This window comes from Nitrospirae bacterium YQR-1, from assembly GCA_039908095.1.
Taxonomy (GTDB): domain Bacteria; phylum Nitrospirota; class Thermodesulfovibrionia; order Thermodesulfovibrionales; family Magnetobacteriaceae; genus Magnetomonas.
In genome coordinates, this window is sequence record JAMOBJ010000001.1 from 19,676 (window position 1) to 37,447 (window position 17,772).

The window sequence follows — 17,772 nt, forward strand, 5'->3', positions numbered from 1 at the left end:
GTCACTTAATTAAACACAAAAAACTTTAAATTTTGTTATAATTACGGAATCGGGAAGATTGTGGGGAAAGTAATATCAATTTCAAATCAGAAAGGCGGAGTGGGCAAAACTACGACCGCAATAAATCTGGCCGCCTCAATGGGGTTGGCCGGTAAGGATATTTTAATAGTGGATACCGACCCGCAGTGTAATTCAACAAGCGGATTAGGTATTGACAGGAAAAACCTTGTCAAAACACTCTATGATGTTTACACATCAAAGCATAAGATAGAAGACATCATCATCACAACCCCGTATGACCATTTGTTTTTGGCCCCTTCCTCAATAGACCTGCTGGCCGTGGAGCTGGAGATGGTTAACCGTGACCGCCGTGAGTGGCTGCTCTCAGATGCGCTTATACCCCTAAGGGACCGCTACCAGTATATTTTCATAGACTGCCCGCCCTCACTTGGGCTTATAACTTTAAACTCCCTGGTGGCCGCCGGCTCTGTAATAGTGCCGGTTCAGTGTGAGTACTACGCACTTGAGGGACTCACCATGCTTATGAGAACCATTAATCTTGTTAAACGGTCTTTTAATCCGTCACTTTCTATAGAGGGAATCCTGCTGACTATGTTTGACGCCAGAAACTCTCTGTCATCGGCGGTGGCAAAAGAGGTGAAAGCTCATTTTGGGCAGAAAGTCTATACAACAATTATTCCGAGAAATGTAACCCTTGGTGAATCTCCCGGGCACGGCAAGCCGGCCTTGTACTATGATGTTCGTTCAAGAGGCGCACAGACTTACCTTATGCTGGCAAGAGAAATTCTCGGTGATATGCAGCCGCAAAATAAAGTGAGCTTATGAAAAAAGCCCTGGGAAGAGGACTGGATGCACTGATTCCTGTTGAGGGCGAGGAAATCCACCAGATTGAGATTGAAAAAATCTTTCCAAACCCGTCTCAACCCCGTAAGCATTTTTCAGATGAATCGTTAAATCAGCTGGCTACATCGATAACTCAGCAGGGAATAATTCAACCCATCATAGTATCCAGAGCGGGGGACGGCACTTTCACCGTGGTGGCAGGCGAGCGCCGCTGGAGGGCCGCTGCAATTTCAGGCATCAGGAAAATCCCCTGCATCATTCGTGACGAGAGCTCTGAGGAGTCATTTGAGATCTCACTTATAGAAAACATCCAGCGGGAGGAGTTAAACCCTATAGAGACTGCGGCGGCATTTCTCAGAATCATAGATGAGCAGGGGTTAACCCAGGAGGAGCTTTCTCAAAAAATCGGCAAGCAACGGGCCACTGTGGCAAACTATCTGAGGCTTCTCAGCCTGCCGGAGGAGATAAAGTCTTTTGTAATATCCGGGGCGCTTTCCATGGGACATGCCAAGGCGATTCTCTCTCTTACGGAACAGCCCGCCCAACTGGAGGCGGCTCACACTGTGGTTAAAAATGCGCTCAGTGTGCGCGAAACGGAAAACCTCTGTAAAAAACTCTCCACCGCCACAACAACCAACGTAAAAAAACCGGAACCTCCTAAGAAGGACCCGCATATCGCAGGCGTTGAGGATGAACTGATTCGCTCCCTGGGCACTAAAGTCAGAATCCATCATAACGGTAAAACCGGACGTATTGAGATAGATTATTATTCAATGGATGACCTTAACAGGATTATTGATATACTGAGAGTATGACAAAAGCTGCTGTTATTGTACCGGCGCGGTACGGCTCAACGAGGTTTCCGGGCAAGCCACTGGCGCTGATAAACGGTAAACCCATGATTGAACACGTATGGCTGCGGGCAAAAACGGCACGCCTTGCGGATGCGGTTTTTGTGGCCACAGACAACACAGACATATTTAACACTGTGGAGGGTTTTGGTGGTGTTGCCGTTATGACAAGTGAGTCTTGTGCCTGTGGCACGGACAGGATTGCCGAGGCGGTGCGAGACTTGCCCTTTACCGTGGTTGTAAATGTACAGGGGGATGAGCCGCTCATTGAGCCCGCTATGATTGACGCTGTAATTGAGCTAATGCACGATGACAGAGCTTCAATGGGAACACTGAAAAAGAAAATAACAGACACCTGCGAACTATTTGATCCAAACATCGTTAAGGTTGTCACAGACTGCGAGGATTTTGCACTTTATTTTTCGAGATCAACGATTCCTTATCTTAGAGATGTGTTTGACGGTAAATTACCACTTATTAACATGGATGATATAAACCCTGCGGGGATACAATATTTTAAGCATATCGGAATATACAGTTATAAAAAAGACGTCCTCATCAGGCTTTCAGAACTGCCTGAGAGTGTTTTAGAGAGGGCGGAAAAGCTGGAGCAATTACGGGCTCTTGCTAACGGTTATAAAATCAAAGTCGGTGAAACCGCCTTTAACACTATAGCGGTGGACCATCCTGAGGATACAGGGAAGGTGGAGAGATGGCTAAATACATATTCCTGACAGGCGGAGTGGTATCGTCTTTAGGCAAGGGGATAGCCGCCTCGGCAACTGGTGCGCTTTTGGAGGCAAGGGGGTTAAAGGTAAGCCTTCAAAAACTGGACCCTTACATAAACCTTGACCCGGGCACGTTAAGCCCTTTTCAGCACGGCGAGGTGTATGTGACTGAGGACGGAACGGAAACAGACCTCGACCTTGGCCATTACGAGCGGTTTACACATGTTCAGAGCTCTCAGAAAAACAACTACACAACAGGAAAGATATACTTTAATGTTATCCGAAAAGAACGGCTTGGGCAGTACCTGGGCCAAACCGTGCAGGTGGTGCCCCATGTTACGGATGAGATAAAGTCGGCGATACGGTCTCTGGACTGTGACGGTGTGGATGTGGTAATAGTGGAAATCGGGGGCACAATCGGAGACATTGAAAGTTTGCCGTTTCTTGAGGCCATCCGGCAGATTCCCTATGATGTGGGCAGGGACAACACCATGTATTTTCATCTGACCCTTGTGCCCTACATCGGCAGTGCGGGGGAGTTGAAATCAAAACCTACTCAGCACAGCGTAAAAGAGCTTCGTGAGATAGGCATACAGCCAGATGTGCTTCTTTGCCGCTCAGACAGGGCAATTCCACAGGATATGAAAAGAAAAATCGCCCTGCACTGTAACATCGAGGAGGACTCCGTGATAAGTGCCATAGATGTGGACACCATTTATGAGGTTCCGCTGGTGCTTCATAAAGAGGGGCTGGACACTCTGATAGAGCGGAAGTTTAAACTCAACACGGATGCCCCTAAGCTTGATGTATGGCATAATGTTGTAAGCACTATAAAAAACCCTGCCAATGATGTAACAATCGCTTTGGTAGGAAAGTATGTCGGCCTTAAGGATGCTTACAAAAGCCTGATGGAATCGCTAATCCACGGTGGAATTGCAAATGATGCAAGGGTGGATTTTAAATGGATTGATTCTGAGGAGATAGAAAAACATGGGGTGGAGGGGCAGCTTTCCGATGTGGACGGGATACTGGTGCCCGGGGGGTTTGGAGTTAGAGGCATAGAGGGGAAAATAACAGCCGTGCAGTATGCGCGGGAAAAGAGGATTCCATATTTTGGAATATGTCTTGGAATGCAGTGTGCGGTAATAGAGTTTGCAAGAAACGTCTGCGGGGTAGCCGGAGCTAACAGTGCCGAGTTTGACGAGCATACGGTGGAGCCGGTGATTTACCTGATGGAGCAGTGGTTTGATTTCAGGAAGGGTTTGATAGAAAAGCGCTCCGCCGAAAGTGAAAAGGGGGGCACAATGCGCCTTGGCGGTTATCCGTGCGTCCTTGAGCCGGGCTCTAATGCCCATGCCGCCTATGCGGCGGCGGAGGTGACGGAACGCCACCGGCACAGGTATGAGTTTAACAACAAGTACAGGGAGCTTTTTAAATCCAGGGGGTTGCGGATAAGCGGGTTGAGCCCTGACGGGGAATTGGTGGAGATAGTGGAAATAGGGGGGCATCCGTGGTTTGTCGGCTGCCAGTTTCATCCTGAGTTTAAGTCTCGGCCGACTGAGCCTCATCCCCTTTTTAAGGCATTCATATCAGCGGCAATTAGGGAAAAGCGTTCCCTGTTTCCAACACATGGAATAAGCGCCTTAGACAGAAGGTAGCGCAGAGTGATTTCAGAGAGTAAAATAATAGAAACCGCCCGGGGAGTACTATATGAGGAGGCGCAGGCCATCCTTGGATTAATGGATAAGCTTGACAGCCGTTTCATTGCGGCTGTGGACCTGATTTTTGAAAGCCGCGGCAAGGCAGTGCTTACAGGAATGGGAAAGTCAGGGCTGATAGGAAAGAAAATATCGGCAACCCTTGCCTCAACCGGCACACCCTCGTTTTTCATGCACCCAGCTGAGGCAGGCCACGGCGACCTTGGCATGGTGACAAGCGACGATGTGGTTATTGCCATATCAAACAGCGGCGAGACTGAAGAGATTCTGAAGCTGATCCCTTTTTTCAAACGATTTAACATAAATCTAATCAGCATGACCGGCAATATAAATTCAACACTTTCAAGAGAGTCTGTGGTAAACATAGATATAACGGTTAAGGAGGAGGCGTGCCCGATGGGGTTTGTGCCGACCTCCTCAACAACTGCGACTCTTGCCATGGGGGATGCCCTTGCCGTGGTGCTGCTGCTTAAGCGCGGATTTAAGAAAGAGGATTTTGCTTTTTTTCATCCTAACGGAGCAATAGGCAAGCAGCTTTTCATAAAAGTGGAAGATTTAATGCACACCGGCGATACGCTTCCGTACATTAAACCCGAGGCTAAGATGACGGAGGCTGTGATGGAAATATCATCTAAGCGGCTGGGGGTAACCATTGTTGCCGGAGATGACGGGAAAATCCTTGGCATAATAACAGACGGAGACCTGAGGCGAGGAATAGAGCAGTGGGGGCGTGGTTTTTTTGATATGACGGCGGCGGCGGTGATGACAAAAAATCCGCTTTCTATCTCTGCCGATGAGCTTGCCGTGAAAGCCCTGTCAGTTATGGAGACTCGTTCAATCACATCCCTGGTTGTGCCTGACTCTGAGGGCTGCGCCACAGGCATCATCCATCTGCATGATATCTTAAGAAAAGGAATTGTGTAAAGTGAATTGATAATATCCTTTGATTGTCACATTGTATTAGTAGTGAATCTCATCCAGCACCTTTTTAGCGGCGTCAACAGGGTTTTTGGCTGAAATTATGGGTCTGCCTATTACAATAATATCGGCCCCTGAGGATATGGCCTCTTTTGGGGTCATAAAACGTTTTTGATCGTCAGTGGCCGACCATGCAGGCCTTATTCCGGGGGTGAGAATTATAAAGCCATTGCCACAGGCTTCTCTTACAGGTTTTATTTCACGGGCGGAGGCAACGACTCCATCCAGTCCTGCTTCTTTAGCAAGTCTGCTTAAATGAAGCACATGTGTTTGTACATCCCCAGGCACTCTCAGCTCATCGTTTAAAATCTTGCCGTTTAGGCTTGTAAGCACGGTGACAGCCAATACAACCGGTTTTTGAATGTTGCGTTGCGCCGATTCTGTATTTAAAGCGTTTGAGACGGCGCTCATCATTTCAAAACCGCCGGAGGCATGAAGGTTAAAGATTGCGGCTCCTGAATTCATTGCCTCAATTGAGGCCTTAGCCGCAGTGTTTGGTATGTCGTGGAATTTTAAATCCAGAAAGACTTTCCCGCCCTCCGCTATAATGGCTTTTACTATTTGGGGCCCCTCACTTGTAAATAATTGAAAACCGACCTTAAAGTAACCGGCATAGTTTTTTAACTTGCTTACAAGCTCCATAGCAGCGCTGGAGGTGTCAACATCCAGAGCCACACATAATTTATTTATTAATTCCTGTGTCATCGTTTTTTTACTTATTTAACATTTAAACCTGAAAAAAGCAGTTCACTTAATCATAACGAGATATAATCAGGCTTCAGCCTAAAAAACACTCACCCGGAAGCAGGTAAAATGAACTGCTTGCTGAGAACTGCTCCGGAAAAAATCTATCGCTCAGTGGAGACTTCTATAGTTTCCATTCTATTAAAAAGTATGCCTCATGTGCACAAGAAACAGTATGCCGATAGACATAACACAGAGCGTTAGAATTATATCCAGAATCGGCGACAAAATGAACCTTTCAATGCAAATCTGCTTTTCGATTTTCTTATACCGGATAAAGCAAAATAAACTTAACACCACTCCAAACACTATCAACATCTTACCAATTGAGGTGGAATACTTCTCTATCTCCTCTACCTCTGCAGCCTTTAGGGAAGCTGCATTCAGAATATCCATTGATTTAAGTAAAAACAGGCCGAACTTCTCGATTACAAATCCAAATGCCATAATTGAAATGCTCGTCCGTATCCACGAAAGAAACGTTCTCTCATTTGAAAGATGCTGAAGTATATGGCTGAATTCATTAGTTTTTTTTTCTTCCATTGTTCCCCTTAGAAAGATTTATATAAATTATAAATTAACACTACGCTTATAATCAGACCTACCATGGTAATAAAGCACGTTAAATAATTGGGAATCGTATAACGGCCTTGTTTTACCATTTTATTTACATTTTTATACCGGATGGCTGCCATAAAAATAACGGAAGTCCCCAACACCAGCAGTACGCTTCCAATTACCGATGAGGTTAGCAATATTCTTGAAAAAGATATACCCCCTCGCTCCGTCACAGATGAAAACGCTGTAAGTCCCTCTATGAAAACAACAAACTTCTCACTGATAATTCCAAACACTACAATGGAAATCCCAGTCTTAACCCAGGCAAGGAAGTTTCTGTCCATCACCTGCCGGACACGTTCTATATATTTTTCCTGCTCCGTCAAAACACGATAATCTACCATATTTTATTTAAAATATGCTAACATAGCTTTGTACAATGACACCGGTGTCCAAAGAAAAGGTGTTGGGGCTTGCACAGTTAAGCCGCCGTGTTTCCGGCCTGAAGGCCGAAGGTAAGAAAATAGTGTTTACAAACGGCTGCTTTGACATTATTCATGCCGGCCACACAAGGTACTTAACACAGGCCGCAGCCCTGGGGGATGTCCTAATAGTTGCACTTAATTCAGACTCCTCAGTCGGAAGGCTTAAGCCGGGAAGACCTATCATCTCTGAAAATGAACGCGCTGAGGTGCTCTCTAATCTTACAATGGTTGACTACGTGGTGGTTTTTAACGAGGATACCCCCTGGGAGACTATCAACGTCCTTCGCCCCGATGTGCTCGTTAAAGGCGGCGATTGGAAAATACAAGAAATCGTGGGCTCAGACCTTGTGCCTGAAGTCCACAGCCTGCCCTATGTTGACGGAAGATCCACCACGGAAATTATAAATAAAATTTTAAGACTCCGCTCTTAAAGGCCGTTGCCCCTGTGTCCGTAAAAGATTTAATAGAAAAGAGTCTCGGGCATCTTACAAAACCCCTGCCTCAGAGGATTTATAACTTGAAGGGTTCCCTGCTTCCCCTGTTGCTTTGCCTTGTGGATAAATCATTTATGGCAATAACAGAAACGGAAGATGAAGCTGTTTCCGTTTTTAACGGATATGAATATTTTTCAAAACTTATGGGAAAACGGCCGGCCATCTACTTCCCTGAATCAATAGATGCTGAAACCGCAGGCAGACAGATTGAGATACTGCTTAATGCTGAAAACGACTCATCATTTATTCTGACCCTCACATCTTTTACAGCACAGGTTACCGGCAGAGCCGCCATTACCGGTCAGGCCATAGAACTTAGAGCAGGCGAGGAGTTTCCCCGTGAGTACCTTAATGAAACCCTGACGGCAATGGGTTACAAGAAAGTATCTATGGTGGTTGATGAGGGCGAATTCAGCCTGAGAAACTATATATTTGACATTTATCCGCCGGGAAGAAAAAACCCTGTACGGGTTGAGTTCTTTGGTGATGAGATAGATTCCATAAGAGCCTTTGACGTCAACACTCAAAAAACAATAGAAAAACTACATGGCGAGTCCATCCTGCCGTTGTCACAAGGTGGTGGTACAGAATACTTGTTTGAGTCTTTTGACATAAAACATCTGTTTTTTATAAACGACTCTAAAGCTAAGGCAATGGAGTTTATCGCTGATTTTAAAAACGCCCCACCCTCAACGGTACTCTCCGGGCTTGCAATAGACACTGAGGGCGTGGATGCCGGAGCGCTTCAACTCAACGGCATGGGAATACTCACAGAGGAACGCAAGAGCATATCTGAGCTGCCGGCAGCAATAGCGCTGGTTTCTAAGGCCGCACAGGTAATGCTGGTCTCTAAAACCGCTGCCCAGTCGGAGCGTATAAGGGAGCTCTTTGCCGAGGTCTCAATGAGTATTCCCCTTGTTTCAGAGCGGAGGGCTTTTGCTGAGTACGATGGAAATATTTTTGTAGTGACCGGAACACTTAATGAGGGATTTTATCTGGATGGGCTTTTGGTGCTGACTGAGACCGAACTCTTTGGTGAGGTACGCCGTCCCAAGAAGTACAGGAAGGCGGCAAAGGGAGAGCTGCTAAGGAGTGTGGATGATTTAAAACCCGGTGACTATATAGTCCACAATGAGCATGGAATCGGGTTGTTTGAGGGACTGAGGCTGGAAAGCGCCGAGGACTTTACATATGATATGCTTGCAATCCAGTATGCCGACGGTGCCCGGCTCTACGTGCCGGTTTACGGAATTGGGCTGGTTAAGAAGTACCATGCCTCTGAGGGAGTTGTCCCGCGGATTGATAAACTGGGCGGTAAAACATGGGCTGCTGTTAAGAGAAAAGTCAGAAAAAACATAGAAGAGCTGGCTCAAAAACTCATAGCCCATTATGCCCAAAGGGAAATAACTCCGGCTTTTGCCGTAAGTGCCGATGCACACTTGCATCAGGAATTCGACACATTTTTCCCCTACGAGCCGACCCCTGACCAACTAAGCGCAACGGCGGAAATCAAGTGTGACATGGAATCGGACAAACCCATGGACAGGCTCCTTTGCGGTGATGTCGGATATGGTAAGACTGAGGTAGCCATGCGGGCGGCGTTTAAGGCCGTTTTCGACGGCAAACAGGTTGCCGTCCTGGTTCCCACTACTATACTTTGTGAGCAGCACTACATGACGTTTAAAGAAAGATTCTCGCCATTTCCGGTAAGTATAGACTATGTCAGCAGGTTTAAGAATAAATCTCAGACGGAGGGCACGCTGCTGATGGTGTCAAAGGGTGAGGTTGATATTATTATAGGCACACAGGCGCTGCTTGCCAAAAAGGTGAATATCCCAAACCTGGCGCTTCTGATTATAGATGAAGAACACCGCTTCGGTGTGGCACAGAAAGAGAAAATAAAAGAGCTGAAAAGAGGTGTCCACTGTCTGACACTCAGTGCAACACCGATACCCAGAACCCTTCAGATGTCACTCTCCGGCATATGGACAATGAGCACGATTGAGACGCCACCGGAGGAAAGACAGGCCGTGCGGACTTTCGTGCTGAATTTTGACAAAAATATAATAAAAGAGGCCATCGGACGGGAACTTCACAGAAACGGACAGGTGTTTTTTGTTCACAACAGGATTGCCGATATTGACAAGTATGCCGTTATGATTAAGTCATTTTTTCCGGATAAAACCGTGGCTGTGGCACATGGGCAGATGAAAGAACATGAGCTTGAGGACAGGATGCTTAAGTTTATGAAAAAAGAGACTGATGTGCTTGTGTCCACCTCAATAATCGGCTCGGGGATAGACGTGCCCTCAGCTAATACGATAATAGTAAACCGGGCGGATATGATGGGACTTGCGGACCTTTACCAGTTACGGGGCCGGGTGGGAAGGTCTAACGTCAGAGCCTATGCGTACCTTATCACCCCCGGAGAGGATGCTATGACAGGGGATGCGAAGAAGCGTCTTACGGCTATAGCGGAGTTGAGTTACCTTGGAGCGGGGCTTAGGCTTGCCATGAGAGATATGGAAATCCGCGGGGCTGGAAATCTGCTGGGGCCGCAGCAGTCGGGGCACATATATGCGTTAGGATTTGATACCTACATGGAGCTGCTTGAGGAGGAGGTGGCAAAGCAACGGGGAACACCTATAAAGCGGGAGTTTGACCCCACCGTGGACTTACGCATACAGGCACTGATACCGGAGGACTACATTGAGGATGTCGGCCTGCGGCTTAATTTTTACCGAAGGGTTGCTACCGTAAAAGATGAGGATGCGCTGCATGAACTTAAGGATGAAATGAGAGACCGCTTTGGAACCATTCCTGATACGGTTGACAATCTCCTTGGAGTTGTAAGGGTAAAACTTCTTTGTAAAACCCTTAAGCTGGAAACAGTTAAACGTTTTGGCCAAAAAATAGTGGTAACCGCAGCAGAGGACGCCGGCTTAGATGTTGAGCACTTGCTTACTCTCAGGAAAGTATCAGGAAATAATATAAAAATTCTTAGCAACGGTTTTGAATTTTCCCCCGCCAATTTCAAAAAAGACCTTATAATTAATGAACTGGCCGGAGTGTTCAGAAAACTTATAGAAAAAACCCCTATTAGCTGATACCAAGCAGCCCGGCATTGTAAAAATGGGGTCAAGGGGGCTGCGCTCCCTTGCAGGAAGGAGTTATACCCTGTAGCAATTAACCTCCTGTGTTCTGAACTAAATAAAATGACAGACCGCTGCTCCAATTGCTCAAGCCTGCATTATTATAAGCTGCCAGATACCAAGCATATCTTGTCCAATATGCAAGACTCGTTGATGGTGTATATTCACAAGAGGCATTAAGCTCACAACCAGCATCAGATGGTGTAATTACTTCATTTATTACTATATTATTTGCTGAATCGACAACGTATAAATAATAATTAGTCGCATTAGATACACTATCCCATTTATATGTCGGGGTTTTTGAATATGCGTAATCAACTGGTGATATCAAAACAGGTTGAGCCGGCAATGTCGGCGGTGAATCTGATAATAACTCCAATGTATAAAACTTATAAGCATCATTCCAATAGCCGTATGTCGAATTATAGTGGCTGCAATTATAATTCATATTCATGGAAATACTAAAAAGTCCATTAGGGCGTATTGTAGATGAACCCCAGCTGTTAAGGACAGTCCAGTATTGATTCTCCGGCTTGCCGTCTTCATCGTTAAACCCTGTGATAGCAGTTACATGACAATCACCGGTCGGTGTCCATAGTTTACCACAGTGTTCGTCATTGTTCCATGCAACGGTCTCGTTGTCATTTAACCAAAAGATATCGAACTTTTCCCATACTGACGAATCCGGGAAACAGTATAAAAACAGGACGGCTTTTTTTTGCAATAAGGCATTTTTAATGTTCTCTATAGCAATCGATCTTAGCCCGTATGTGTTTTGAGCTAAATTAGAATTTGCACCCAATGCATCCTGTGTAGTCGGGATAGCGGTATAATACATGTCTATCAATGAGTATGATGTATCTGTCGATATGCTGCTGCATGAGGCTGAGCTTGAGGGGCACATATTGTTATCACATTGACGGGTTGAATCCACATATGAACCGTTTGTTGCCGACCATGGAATAAACTTACCTGCTGCATTGTAAAAGATGACAAAATCGCCGGGATAACCTCCGCAACATGCACACACACCGGTTTTACATGAATTAATATATTGAATAGATAATCTGTCTTTAATCTGGTTTTGCACATTTAAAGCAACCTCTGCTACTGCAGTCGGCCCCCATACAAAACAATTCCCACAATCACCCTCGTCACGCTCAGAAGGAGTATATTGCAGATAATGTAATAAACTGACTTTATTGCCGCTTACACTCTGCCTTGTTTTTTGCTGCAATTTGTCGTAAGTATAATTGTAAGCAGGCATTTTTTTAAATTCATCATGGAGCTGCTTCAGCTGATGGTCGTTATAATGTTTTCCGGTGTGATTGTCGGCTGCGTAGATATTTAAATCTCCAAAAATCATAATTTTGAATATAATGAAAAAAGCCCAAAAGAAAGAAATCGAAATAAATTTCAGTAAAACCCTCTTTTTATCAGATAAATTTATACATCCACTTTTCATATCATGCCCCCTGTTTAAGTTATAACTGCTATAAAACAAAAAACATTTGCGGAGCTTGGCAACGGAACAAGTGCTCTTGACGTTTTAGCGACAGCAGTGTGTATAACTCTGAGTCAACCTTCCTGTTAAAATACCGGCATACTACATTCTACAGCATAGTGGAACCGGCTCCACAAGTTATTTACCATCAAATCTATATGTCAGGAGCTTAAACTATTACAAATCCTCCCTCTGTCCCGGGAATTGAATTTTAAAAGCTCTTCCTTAAGGTTGCCGTTGGAAATGAATTTCCGTACCCATCGTCAAACTGATTACCGCCGGCTATTTTTTCAAGGTGTTTTTCACTTAATTCGGTGCTCTTGAGGGTGATTTGCTTAAGCTCCGCCTCTGTAAAATCAAATCCGGCTTCTTTAATTATTTTGTTACGCACTTCTTTGTCTTTAACGGCTTCCACCTTGTTCCTAAACTCCATATCACTACTTAGTTTTTCAATGTATTTAATTGCACTTTCCACCGACATTCAAGACCTCCTTATTTTAAGGACAGTAGTCAACTTCAAACCTCATAATAATATAAATTATTAGTCAATTAAAGTCAATTAAACGTTTGTAAAAGGAGCTTTCAACGATGCCGGCAAAGTTAATCGAATGAATGCAGCCTGGTATTAACGCTAATTTTTCCATAAATCATTGATTTTAGGTATATCGGGAGAGGGTATATCTGCAAGCCCCACTGGTTTAAGATACCGGTCTGGATTTGCAAAGACTTCTTTCAGGTCAATTTTAATAATGCTGCCGACATTTTGGTAGGTGTCAAGATACCAGATACCGTTTTTAAGATCCTTGACTACCCTCCATAGTGTGTAGTCCTGTGCGTAATTTCCATCGTTCATCTTTTCCCTTACCGAACCAAAGGGGATGTCAACGTTGTTTAGTATATGTATAACAGAGCGAACACCCTCCATTGCCGTATCCGGTTGTTTGGCATGCAATAGGAGGTATGCAGCCTTTACAAAACGTGAAGGGGGGGTATAATCACCTGGTACTCCAATCATACCTGAGCCCTGTCCGAAAGGCTTAAGGTTAATACCGTTAAATGTCCTGACAACATTGTCAGGTGATAAATTGACATAGTTCTTAAGGTTCTCGGTCATCCATATGTAATCAGGGCTGTTTGTCATAACCTTTATGTTATTATCATAGATATGTAGTTTTTTCTTTATATATTCGATTATTATGCTCTTTCCGCCTTTATCGTGGACTACAAAATGAAATTGTGGAATCTGGTTTGACATCAACACATTTGGTTTACCCCACACCGTCATCAGTGGTAATTGCTGCTTTATCTCATCTACGCTGCCAAAATTACCAAGTATCCATGTGCCGAAATCATCCGTAGCTATTACATTTTTATCGTTTGGTTTAACATCCTGATACTGGGCATATCCAGGGAAATTTAGCATCTCCAATGAAAGCCCTGCACTGTTTTGCCCATCGGATACATTGGTTGAAGTTTTATTGCCGACAAACCCGAAATAGGCATACTTAGAAGTCCAGCTTGCACCGGCGGAACCATCCGGCCTGACGCTTGTAATCTTATTACCCACAGGCCAAAGCCGTAAAGCATAATCGAATTGATTATATATATAAGATGAACCATCTGCGCTCTCCTTTAAAAATCCTTCCCATTCCAGAGTTCTTCCCACAACAACTGAACCATCCTTTGCAATCAATTGAATATCTGTGCAAGTAAAAGCAAATCGGGGAATCAAAAGTAAAACAATTATAACAACAGCAGATAACATGCCTTTCATACTCTGCTCCTCATACCAAGTTGCATTCATTCGATTAACTTTGTTGGCTTCGTCGAAAGCTCCTTGACGTCTCCCCAAAGGGGAATCCCCTGTAAGGGGAGGTGTCGCTTTCACCTTGCCGCCTCGTTACTCTTTTGACTGCAATCTGGTATCATTTTAACTCATGGTATCTCATTAGACTCCGGTTATCAATTTACGCTCCCATGAGTGTATAACGCTGATGGAATCGCACATTGTCCTAAAACTCTTCTCAGATTTTAACATGGCTTAGGTGTAATGTCAATAGTTGATACCGGCCCCGAAATCCGATACATAGATATGAAAAACGGGTAAAATGCTTAATGCCAAAGGAGAAAGAGCCATCGAATTACTTCATATTTCCATTGATACCATATAGCCGTCTGACGGCGGCAATAAGAATGTCACGGTCCTCGTCATCACTTTTTAGGGCAACGGTTGGGGGGTGAATGAGTTTATTTACGATAGCGGAGGCCATCAGCTCAATTGATTTCTTTTCCTTCTCGCCAAGACCGTCCAGTTTGTTAAAGAGCTTAGCCAGTTCATCGTTTCGGATTTCCTCAGCAGTTTTTCTTAAGGCCACTATGGTTGGCACCGCATCCAGTGACTGCATCCATTTAAAAAACACTTCCACCTCTTCCTTTACTATTTCCTCAGCCCTGAGAGCCTCCCTCTGCCGCTCATGCAGATTGGAATCAACCACGCCTTGCAGATCGTCAATGTCGTACAGATACACGTTGTCAATGTCATTGACCGCAGGGTCAATGTTGCGCGGAACGGATATGTCTATAATAAAAACGGAACGCTTTTTTCTGTCTTTCATTATTTTTTCCATATCGTGTTTATTTAAAACATAGGAGGGTGCTCCGGTAGAGCATATCACAATATCGGCTTTAGTTAATTCGGCTTTAAACATGGAAAACTCTATAGCCCTACCTGAAAACTCATTTGCAAGCGCACAGCCCCTTTCATAGGTACGGTTGGCCACTATAACTTCCCTGACGCCGCTGCCGGTAAGATGCTTTGCCGCAAGCTCGGCCATTTCCCCTGCCCCCAGCAACATAAAGACTTTATCGGAAAGCTCTCCAAAAATCTTCTTTGCCAGCTCAACAGCCGCATATCCTATAGATACAGCATTTTCGGCTACTTTTGTCTCCGTGCGCACCCTCTTAGCCACAGAGATGGCTTTTTTCATCAGTTTATTTAAAATTATCCCTGATGAGGAATTCTTTAGAGCAAGGTCAAAGGAGTCCTTTAGCTGTCCCAGTATCTGGGGCTCTCCCAACACCATCGAATCCAGACTTGACGCCACCCGGAATATATGCCTTACACCTTCATAATCACTGCGCAAATACAGAGCTGCTTCCAGTTTTTGTCTTTCAATGTTGCGAGCCCCTGAAAAATAGTCCTTAACACAGGCGGATATGTTCTCTGTGTTATCACCGCTTAGGTATATCTCGACACGGTTACAGGTTGATAAAATAACCGCCTCATGTACGTTTGCCATGCCTCTAAGAGTGCTCAGGCCTGCAGGAATCTCCTCGGCTGTAAAAGCAATTTTTTCCCTGACCTCAACATCAGCCGTCTTGTGGTTAAGCCCTACTACCAGAATGTTCATTTAAACTCGTGTATTGTTTTTAAAAGTATATTTACACCGAAAAATGTAAACAGCACAGCGATAAACCCGGCGATTGACAGAATTGCAGAGCGTTTGCCGTGCCAGCCCACGGCAATTCTGGCATGTAAGATTAGTGCATAAAAAAACCATGTAATCAGTGACCAGACCTCTTTTGGATCCCATCTCCAGAAAGTGCCCCACACACTCTGTGCCCACACGGCTCCGGTTAAGATGGCAAGCGTAAGCAGTGGAAACCCGATAGTTATAAGCCTGTAGTTGACCTCATCAAGAACCCGCAGGCTTGGAAGACGATGAAACAAGCCGCCCAATTTTTTAGCTTTCACAAAATGCTCCTGAATCAGATACATAACCCCAACGCAGCAGGCTACCGCAAAAGCGGCATCACCGGTAAAGGCTAAAAGCGTGTGTATCCATAGCCAGTAGTTTTGGAGCACCGGGCTTAACGGGTTTATCTCCCTGGGCAGTATGGAGGATGAGAGCATCAAAATAAACGCCACGGGAAGGATAAATGCACCAAGCAAACCAACCCTGTATTTAATCTCGATAATAAAGAACACAAGTACCACACTCCACGCAAAAAAAGAGGCCGCCTCGTGAAGGTTAGTCACAGGCATATGGCCGCCCTCAATAAATCTCATAAACACAGCCACCGTGTGCAGGGTAAAGCCGGAAACTGCAAAAATCATCATACCTCTTGACGTTGCCTTAGTTCCCCTCACTAACTCCAGCACGCCAAGGATTGTTGATATGAAATAACATGTCAGGGCTAATTCAAATACTATAATCAATTAAAAACAACCCAGCTCACAGTTCTTTATTTTAATATTAAGTCTATCCGCCATCTCCCCTAATTCCTTATAAGGTATCTCCAGCTCCTGCGCCAGAGCTCTTGCCTGGGCACAGGGGATTTTACCATTTGCTGAATTCTCAAGCAGTTTTTTTTCCATCTCTTTAGTTTTCAGTGTTTCCATAATCATTACGGTACATGTTTCAAAGTCCAGCTCACCGGTATTATATACTTTAGCGGTACAAGTTTTCATCCCCTGCGGCCAAATTTTTATTTTGTGATACTCCACCGGTAAATGGAAAACAACAGCGATATCAGAGTGTTCAAAAAACACCACTGCCGTGTCCTTAAAGCGACCTGTGTCAACACCGGAAACAAAAATGGTGAGATCGGCTTTTACAAAATCACGGGGGCTATTGCCCTCTATAATAATACCTCCAACCGGGGGCAGGTCAAACATAGCAAACCTTATGGCCTCATCGAGGGCACTATATGGGCACTGTAGCCATTTCACTGCTACAGCTCCTGCGTCTAAGAGCACTGTGGAGTCCTTGCTTTCCTGATGTCTCAGGTCCTTGGCGTCAACAATGGATGTGTAAAATGAGGTCTTCGTGTATTTTATCGCAGCCCACCGGCCTTTTAAACTTCTTAAGAGCGCCACGGCAAGGGAGGTCTTCCCTGCACCACTGTACGCCCCCCCTATACATACTATCAGCGGATTAGTCATATTGTTTTAATCTATACTTAGATGATAGCAAGTCTGAGAAATTAAGTAAAGCCCCTTTGGAGCGGCTCAACATGCGTTAAGCGGGAACTGAAGGTAACGTTCACCTCAATTTCCTCGTCGAGCTTGCCGAGAATTGAAATCATCCGGTCAAGCGTAAAGCGCTGAAGCTGTGCATTTCGGATGCGTGAGAACTCCGAATGTGATACGCCTGTTAGCCTTTCAGCCTCGCGTGTAGACAGTCCACGTTCATCAAGTGTGCGTATAATTTTTGCGGCAAGAATCGCTCGAGCCTGTTCAACGTTGGCATTGGAACGTTTAAAGTCTCGGAACACGTTTCCGCTGCCACGTATCAATTCAAAATCGTCTTTCATTGAAGAGCCTCCTTCAAACGTTTTATGCGTTCACGGATAAGGTCAACCTCCATTTGAGGTGTTTTAATTCCTGTCTTTGATTTTTTCTGAAAGACGTGAATAACCCAAATGTCCTCAGCGATTTTCACGGCGTAGAGGACTCGGAAAGCGTCCCCCCGATGTTTAAGCGTTATTTCAAAGACTCCACCTTCAACACCTTTGAAAGGCTTAACGTTGTCCGACTGGCTGCCCTCGGCTGCAATCGTAAGCGCACTCATCATGCCAGCCTGCACGTCTTCAGGAAATTTCTAAAAATCCCTTCGTGCAGATTTTATCCATGAAATAAGCCGTGTATCCCTCATTGGTGTATGTTGACATATTTGCCACCAATTTGCAAG

17 protein-coding genes and 1 pseudogene are annotated in these 17,772 nt (G+C 44.9%); 7 read left to right on the forward strand and 11 right to left on the reverse strand.

All coding sequences use genetic code 11. From position 1 onward, the window contains the following. The first annotated feature begins 60 nt into the window (after positions 1-60). From H7844_00110 to H7844_00130, 5 genes are read left to right on the forward strand one after another with little or no spacing between them, the layout of a single operon-like run. A complete protein-coding gene (locus tag H7844_00110; GenBank protein ID MEO5355689.1) occupies positions 61-846 on the forward strand; it encodes an AAA family ATPase in 786 nt (261 codons plus the stop codon). After that, a complete protein-coding gene (locus H7844_00115; protein ID MEO5355690.1) occupies positions 843-1,679 on the forward strand; it encodes a ParB/RepB/Spo0J family partition protein in 837 nt (278 codons plus the stop codon). Before H7844_00110 ends, H7844_00115 begins: the two co-directional genes overlap by 4 nt. After that, positions 1,676-2,449: a 3-deoxy-manno-octulosonate cytidylyltransferase gene (kdsB, locus tag H7844_00120; protein MEO5355691.1), complete on the forward strand. Its 774-nt coding sequence runs from the start codon at positions 1,676-1,678 to the stop codon at positions 2,447-2,449. Before H7844_00115 ends, kdsB begins: the two co-directional genes overlap by 4 nt. After that, the gene (locus tag H7844_00125) at positions 2,428-4,101 is read left to right on the forward strand and encodes a CTP synthase (protein MEO5355692.1); all 1,674 of its coding nucleotides are present in this window, start codon (positions 2,428-2,430) and stop codon (positions 4,099-4,101) included. The genes kdsB and H7844_00125 overlap by 22 nt, the downstream gene beginning before the upstream one ends. A 6-nt stretch (positions 4,102-4,107) precedes the next feature. After that, the gene (locus tag H7844_00130; GenBank protein ID MEO5355693.1) at positions 4,108-5,085 is read left to right on the forward strand and encodes a KpsF/GutQ family sugar-phosphate isomerase; all 978 of its coding nucleotides are present in this window, start codon (positions 4,108-4,110) and stop codon (positions 5,083-5,085) included. Positions 5,086-5,121: 36 nt separating this feature from the next. On the opposite strand, the gene pyrF is transcribed toward H7844_00130, so the two are convergent. The 3 genes from pyrF to H7844_00145 all read right to left on the reverse strand — a co-directional run bounded on the left by pyrF (position 5,122) and on the right by H7844_00145 (position 6,845). Then, entirely contained in the window at positions 5,122-5,844 is a 723-nt protein-coding gene (gene pyrF / locus H7844_00135) for an orotidine-5'-phosphate decarboxylase (protein MEO5355694.1), read from the reverse strand. Positions 5,845-6,024: 180 nt separating this feature from the next. Next, positions 6,025-6,426, reverse strand: coding sequence for a DUF202 domain-containing protein (locus H7844_00140; protein MEO5355695.1), 402 nt, complete (start codon positions 6,424-6,426; stop codon positions 6,025-6,027). Positions 6,427-6,434: 8 nt separating this feature from the next. Then, a complete protein-coding gene (locus H7844_00145) occupies positions 6,435-6,845 on the reverse strand; it encodes a DUF202 domain-containing protein (GenBank protein MEO5355696.1) in 411 nt (136 codons plus the stop codon). A gap of 35 nt (positions 6,846-6,880) precedes the next feature. Between H7844_00145 and rfaE2 the strand changes: the two genes are divergently transcribed. Next, on the forward strand, positions 6,881-7,357 hold the full coding sequence (rfaE2, locus tag H7844_00150; protein MEO5355697.1) for a D-glycero-beta-D-manno-heptose 1-phosphate adenylyltransferase: 477 nt from the start codon (positions 6,881-6,883) through the stop codon (positions 7,355-7,357). A gap of 14 nt (positions 7,358-7,371) precedes the next feature. Continuing rightward, entirely contained in the window at positions 7,372-10,527 is a 3,156-nt protein-coding gene (gene mfd, locus H7844_00155; protein MEO5355698.1) for a transcription-repair coupling factor, read from the forward strand. Positions 10,528-10,606: 79 nt separating this feature from the next. On the opposite strand, the gene H7844_00160 is transcribed toward mfd, so the two are convergent. The 8 genes and pseudogenes from H7844_00160 to H7844_00195 all read right to left on the reverse strand — a co-directional run bounded on the left by H7844_00160 (position 10,607) and on the right by H7844_00195 (position 17,736). After that, positions 10,607-12,040: a hypothetical protein gene (locus H7844_00160; protein ID MEO5355699.1), complete on the reverse strand. Its 1,434-nt coding sequence runs from the start codon at positions 12,038-12,040 to the stop codon at positions 10,607-10,609. Between the two features lie 250 nt (positions 12,041-12,290). Beyond that, on the reverse strand, positions 12,291-12,560 hold the full coding sequence (locus H7844_00165) for a Nif11-like leader peptide family RiPP precursor (protein MEO5355700.1): 270 nt from the start codon (positions 12,558-12,560) through the stop codon (positions 12,291-12,293). A 150-nt stretch (positions 12,561-12,710) separates the two neighbouring features. Beyond that, the gene (locus tag H7844_00170) at positions 12,711-13,853 is read right to left on the reverse strand and encodes a choloylglycine hydrolase family protein (protein MEO5355701.1); all 1,143 of its coding nucleotides are present in this window, start codon (positions 13,851-13,853) and stop codon (positions 12,711-12,713) included. Positions 13,854-14,220: 367 nt separating this feature from the next. Then, positions 14,221-15,489, reverse strand: a complete 1,269-nt coding sequence (gene hemA / locus H7844_00175) for a glutamyl-tRNA reductase (GenBank protein MEO5355702.1) — start codon at positions 15,487-15,489, stop codon at positions 14,221-14,223. Further along, entirely contained in the window at positions 15,486-16,298 is an 813-nt protein-coding gene (ccsB, locus tag H7844_00180; GenBank protein MEO5355703.1) for a c-type cytochrome biogenesis protein CcsB, read from the reverse strand. Before ccsB ends, hemA begins: the two co-directional genes overlap by 4 nt. Then, entirely contained in the window at positions 16,299-17,024 is a 726-nt protein-coding gene (locus H7844_00185; protein ID MEO5355704.1) for a hypothetical protein, read from the reverse strand. It abuts the gene before it with no gap. A 41-nt stretch (positions 17,025-17,065) separates the two neighbouring features. Further along, positions 17,066-17,395 (reverse strand): helix-turn-helix domain-containing protein, encoded by a 330-nt coding sequence (locus H7844_00190; protein MEO5355705.1) that lies wholly within the window; start codon positions 17,393-17,395, stop codon positions 17,066-17,068. Further along, a pseudogene (locus H7844_00195) lies at positions 17,392-17,736 on the reverse strand (type II toxin-antitoxin system RelE/ParE family toxin). The gene H7844_00190 and the pseudogene H7844_00195 overlap by 4 nt, the downstream one beginning before the upstream one ends. Positions 17,737-17,772 lie beyond the last annotated feature (36 nt).

Coding starts and splice junctions, on each gene's coding strand:
- H7844_00115 (MEO5355690.1), top strand. CDS start 843: ATGAAAAAAGCCCTGGGAAGAGGACTGGATGCACTGATTCCTGTTGAG.
- kdsB (MEO5355691.1), top strand. CDS start 1,676: ATGACAAAAGCTGCTGTTATTGTACCGGCGCGGTACGGCTCAACGAGG.
- H7844_00125 (MEO5355692.1), top strand. CDS start 2,428: ATGGCTAAATACATATTCCTGACAGGCGGAGTGGTATCGTCTTTAGGC.
- pyrF (MEO5355694.1), bottom strand. CDS start 5,844: ATGACACAGGAATTAATAAATAAATTATGTGTGGCTCTGGATGTTGAC.
- H7844_00140 (MEO5355695.1), bottom strand. CDS start 6,426: ATGGAAGAAAAAAAAACTAATGAATTCAGCCATATACTTCAGCATCTT.
- H7844_00145 (MEO5355696.1), bottom strand. CDS start 6,845: ATGGTAGATTATCGTGTTTTGACGGAGCAGGAAAAATATATAGAACGT.
- rfaE2 (MEO5355697.1), top strand. CDS start 6,881: ATGACACCGGTGTCCAAAGAAAAGGTGTTGGGGCTTGCACAGTTAAGC.
- H7844_00160 (MEO5355699.1), bottom strand. CDS start 12,040: ATGAAAAGTGGATGTATAAATTTATCTGATAAAAAGAGGGTTTTACTG.
- H7844_00165 (MEO5355700.1), bottom strand. CDS start 12,560: ATGTCGGTGGAAAGTGCAATTAAATACATTGAAAAACTAAGTAGTGAT.
- H7844_00170 (MEO5355701.1), bottom strand. CDS start 13,853: ATGAAAGGCATGTTATCTGCTGTTGTTATAATTGTTTTACTTTTGATT.
- hemA (MEO5355702.1), bottom strand. CDS start 15,489: ATGAACATTCTGGTAGTAGGGCTTAACCACAAGACGGCTGATGTTGAG.
- H7844_00185 (MEO5355704.1), bottom strand. CDS start 17,024: ATGACTAATCCGCTGATAGTATGTATAGGGGGGGCGTACAGTGGTGCA.
- H7844_00190 (MEO5355705.1), bottom strand. CDS start 17,395: ATGAAAGACGATTTTGAATTGATACGTGGCAGCGGAAACGTGTTCCGA.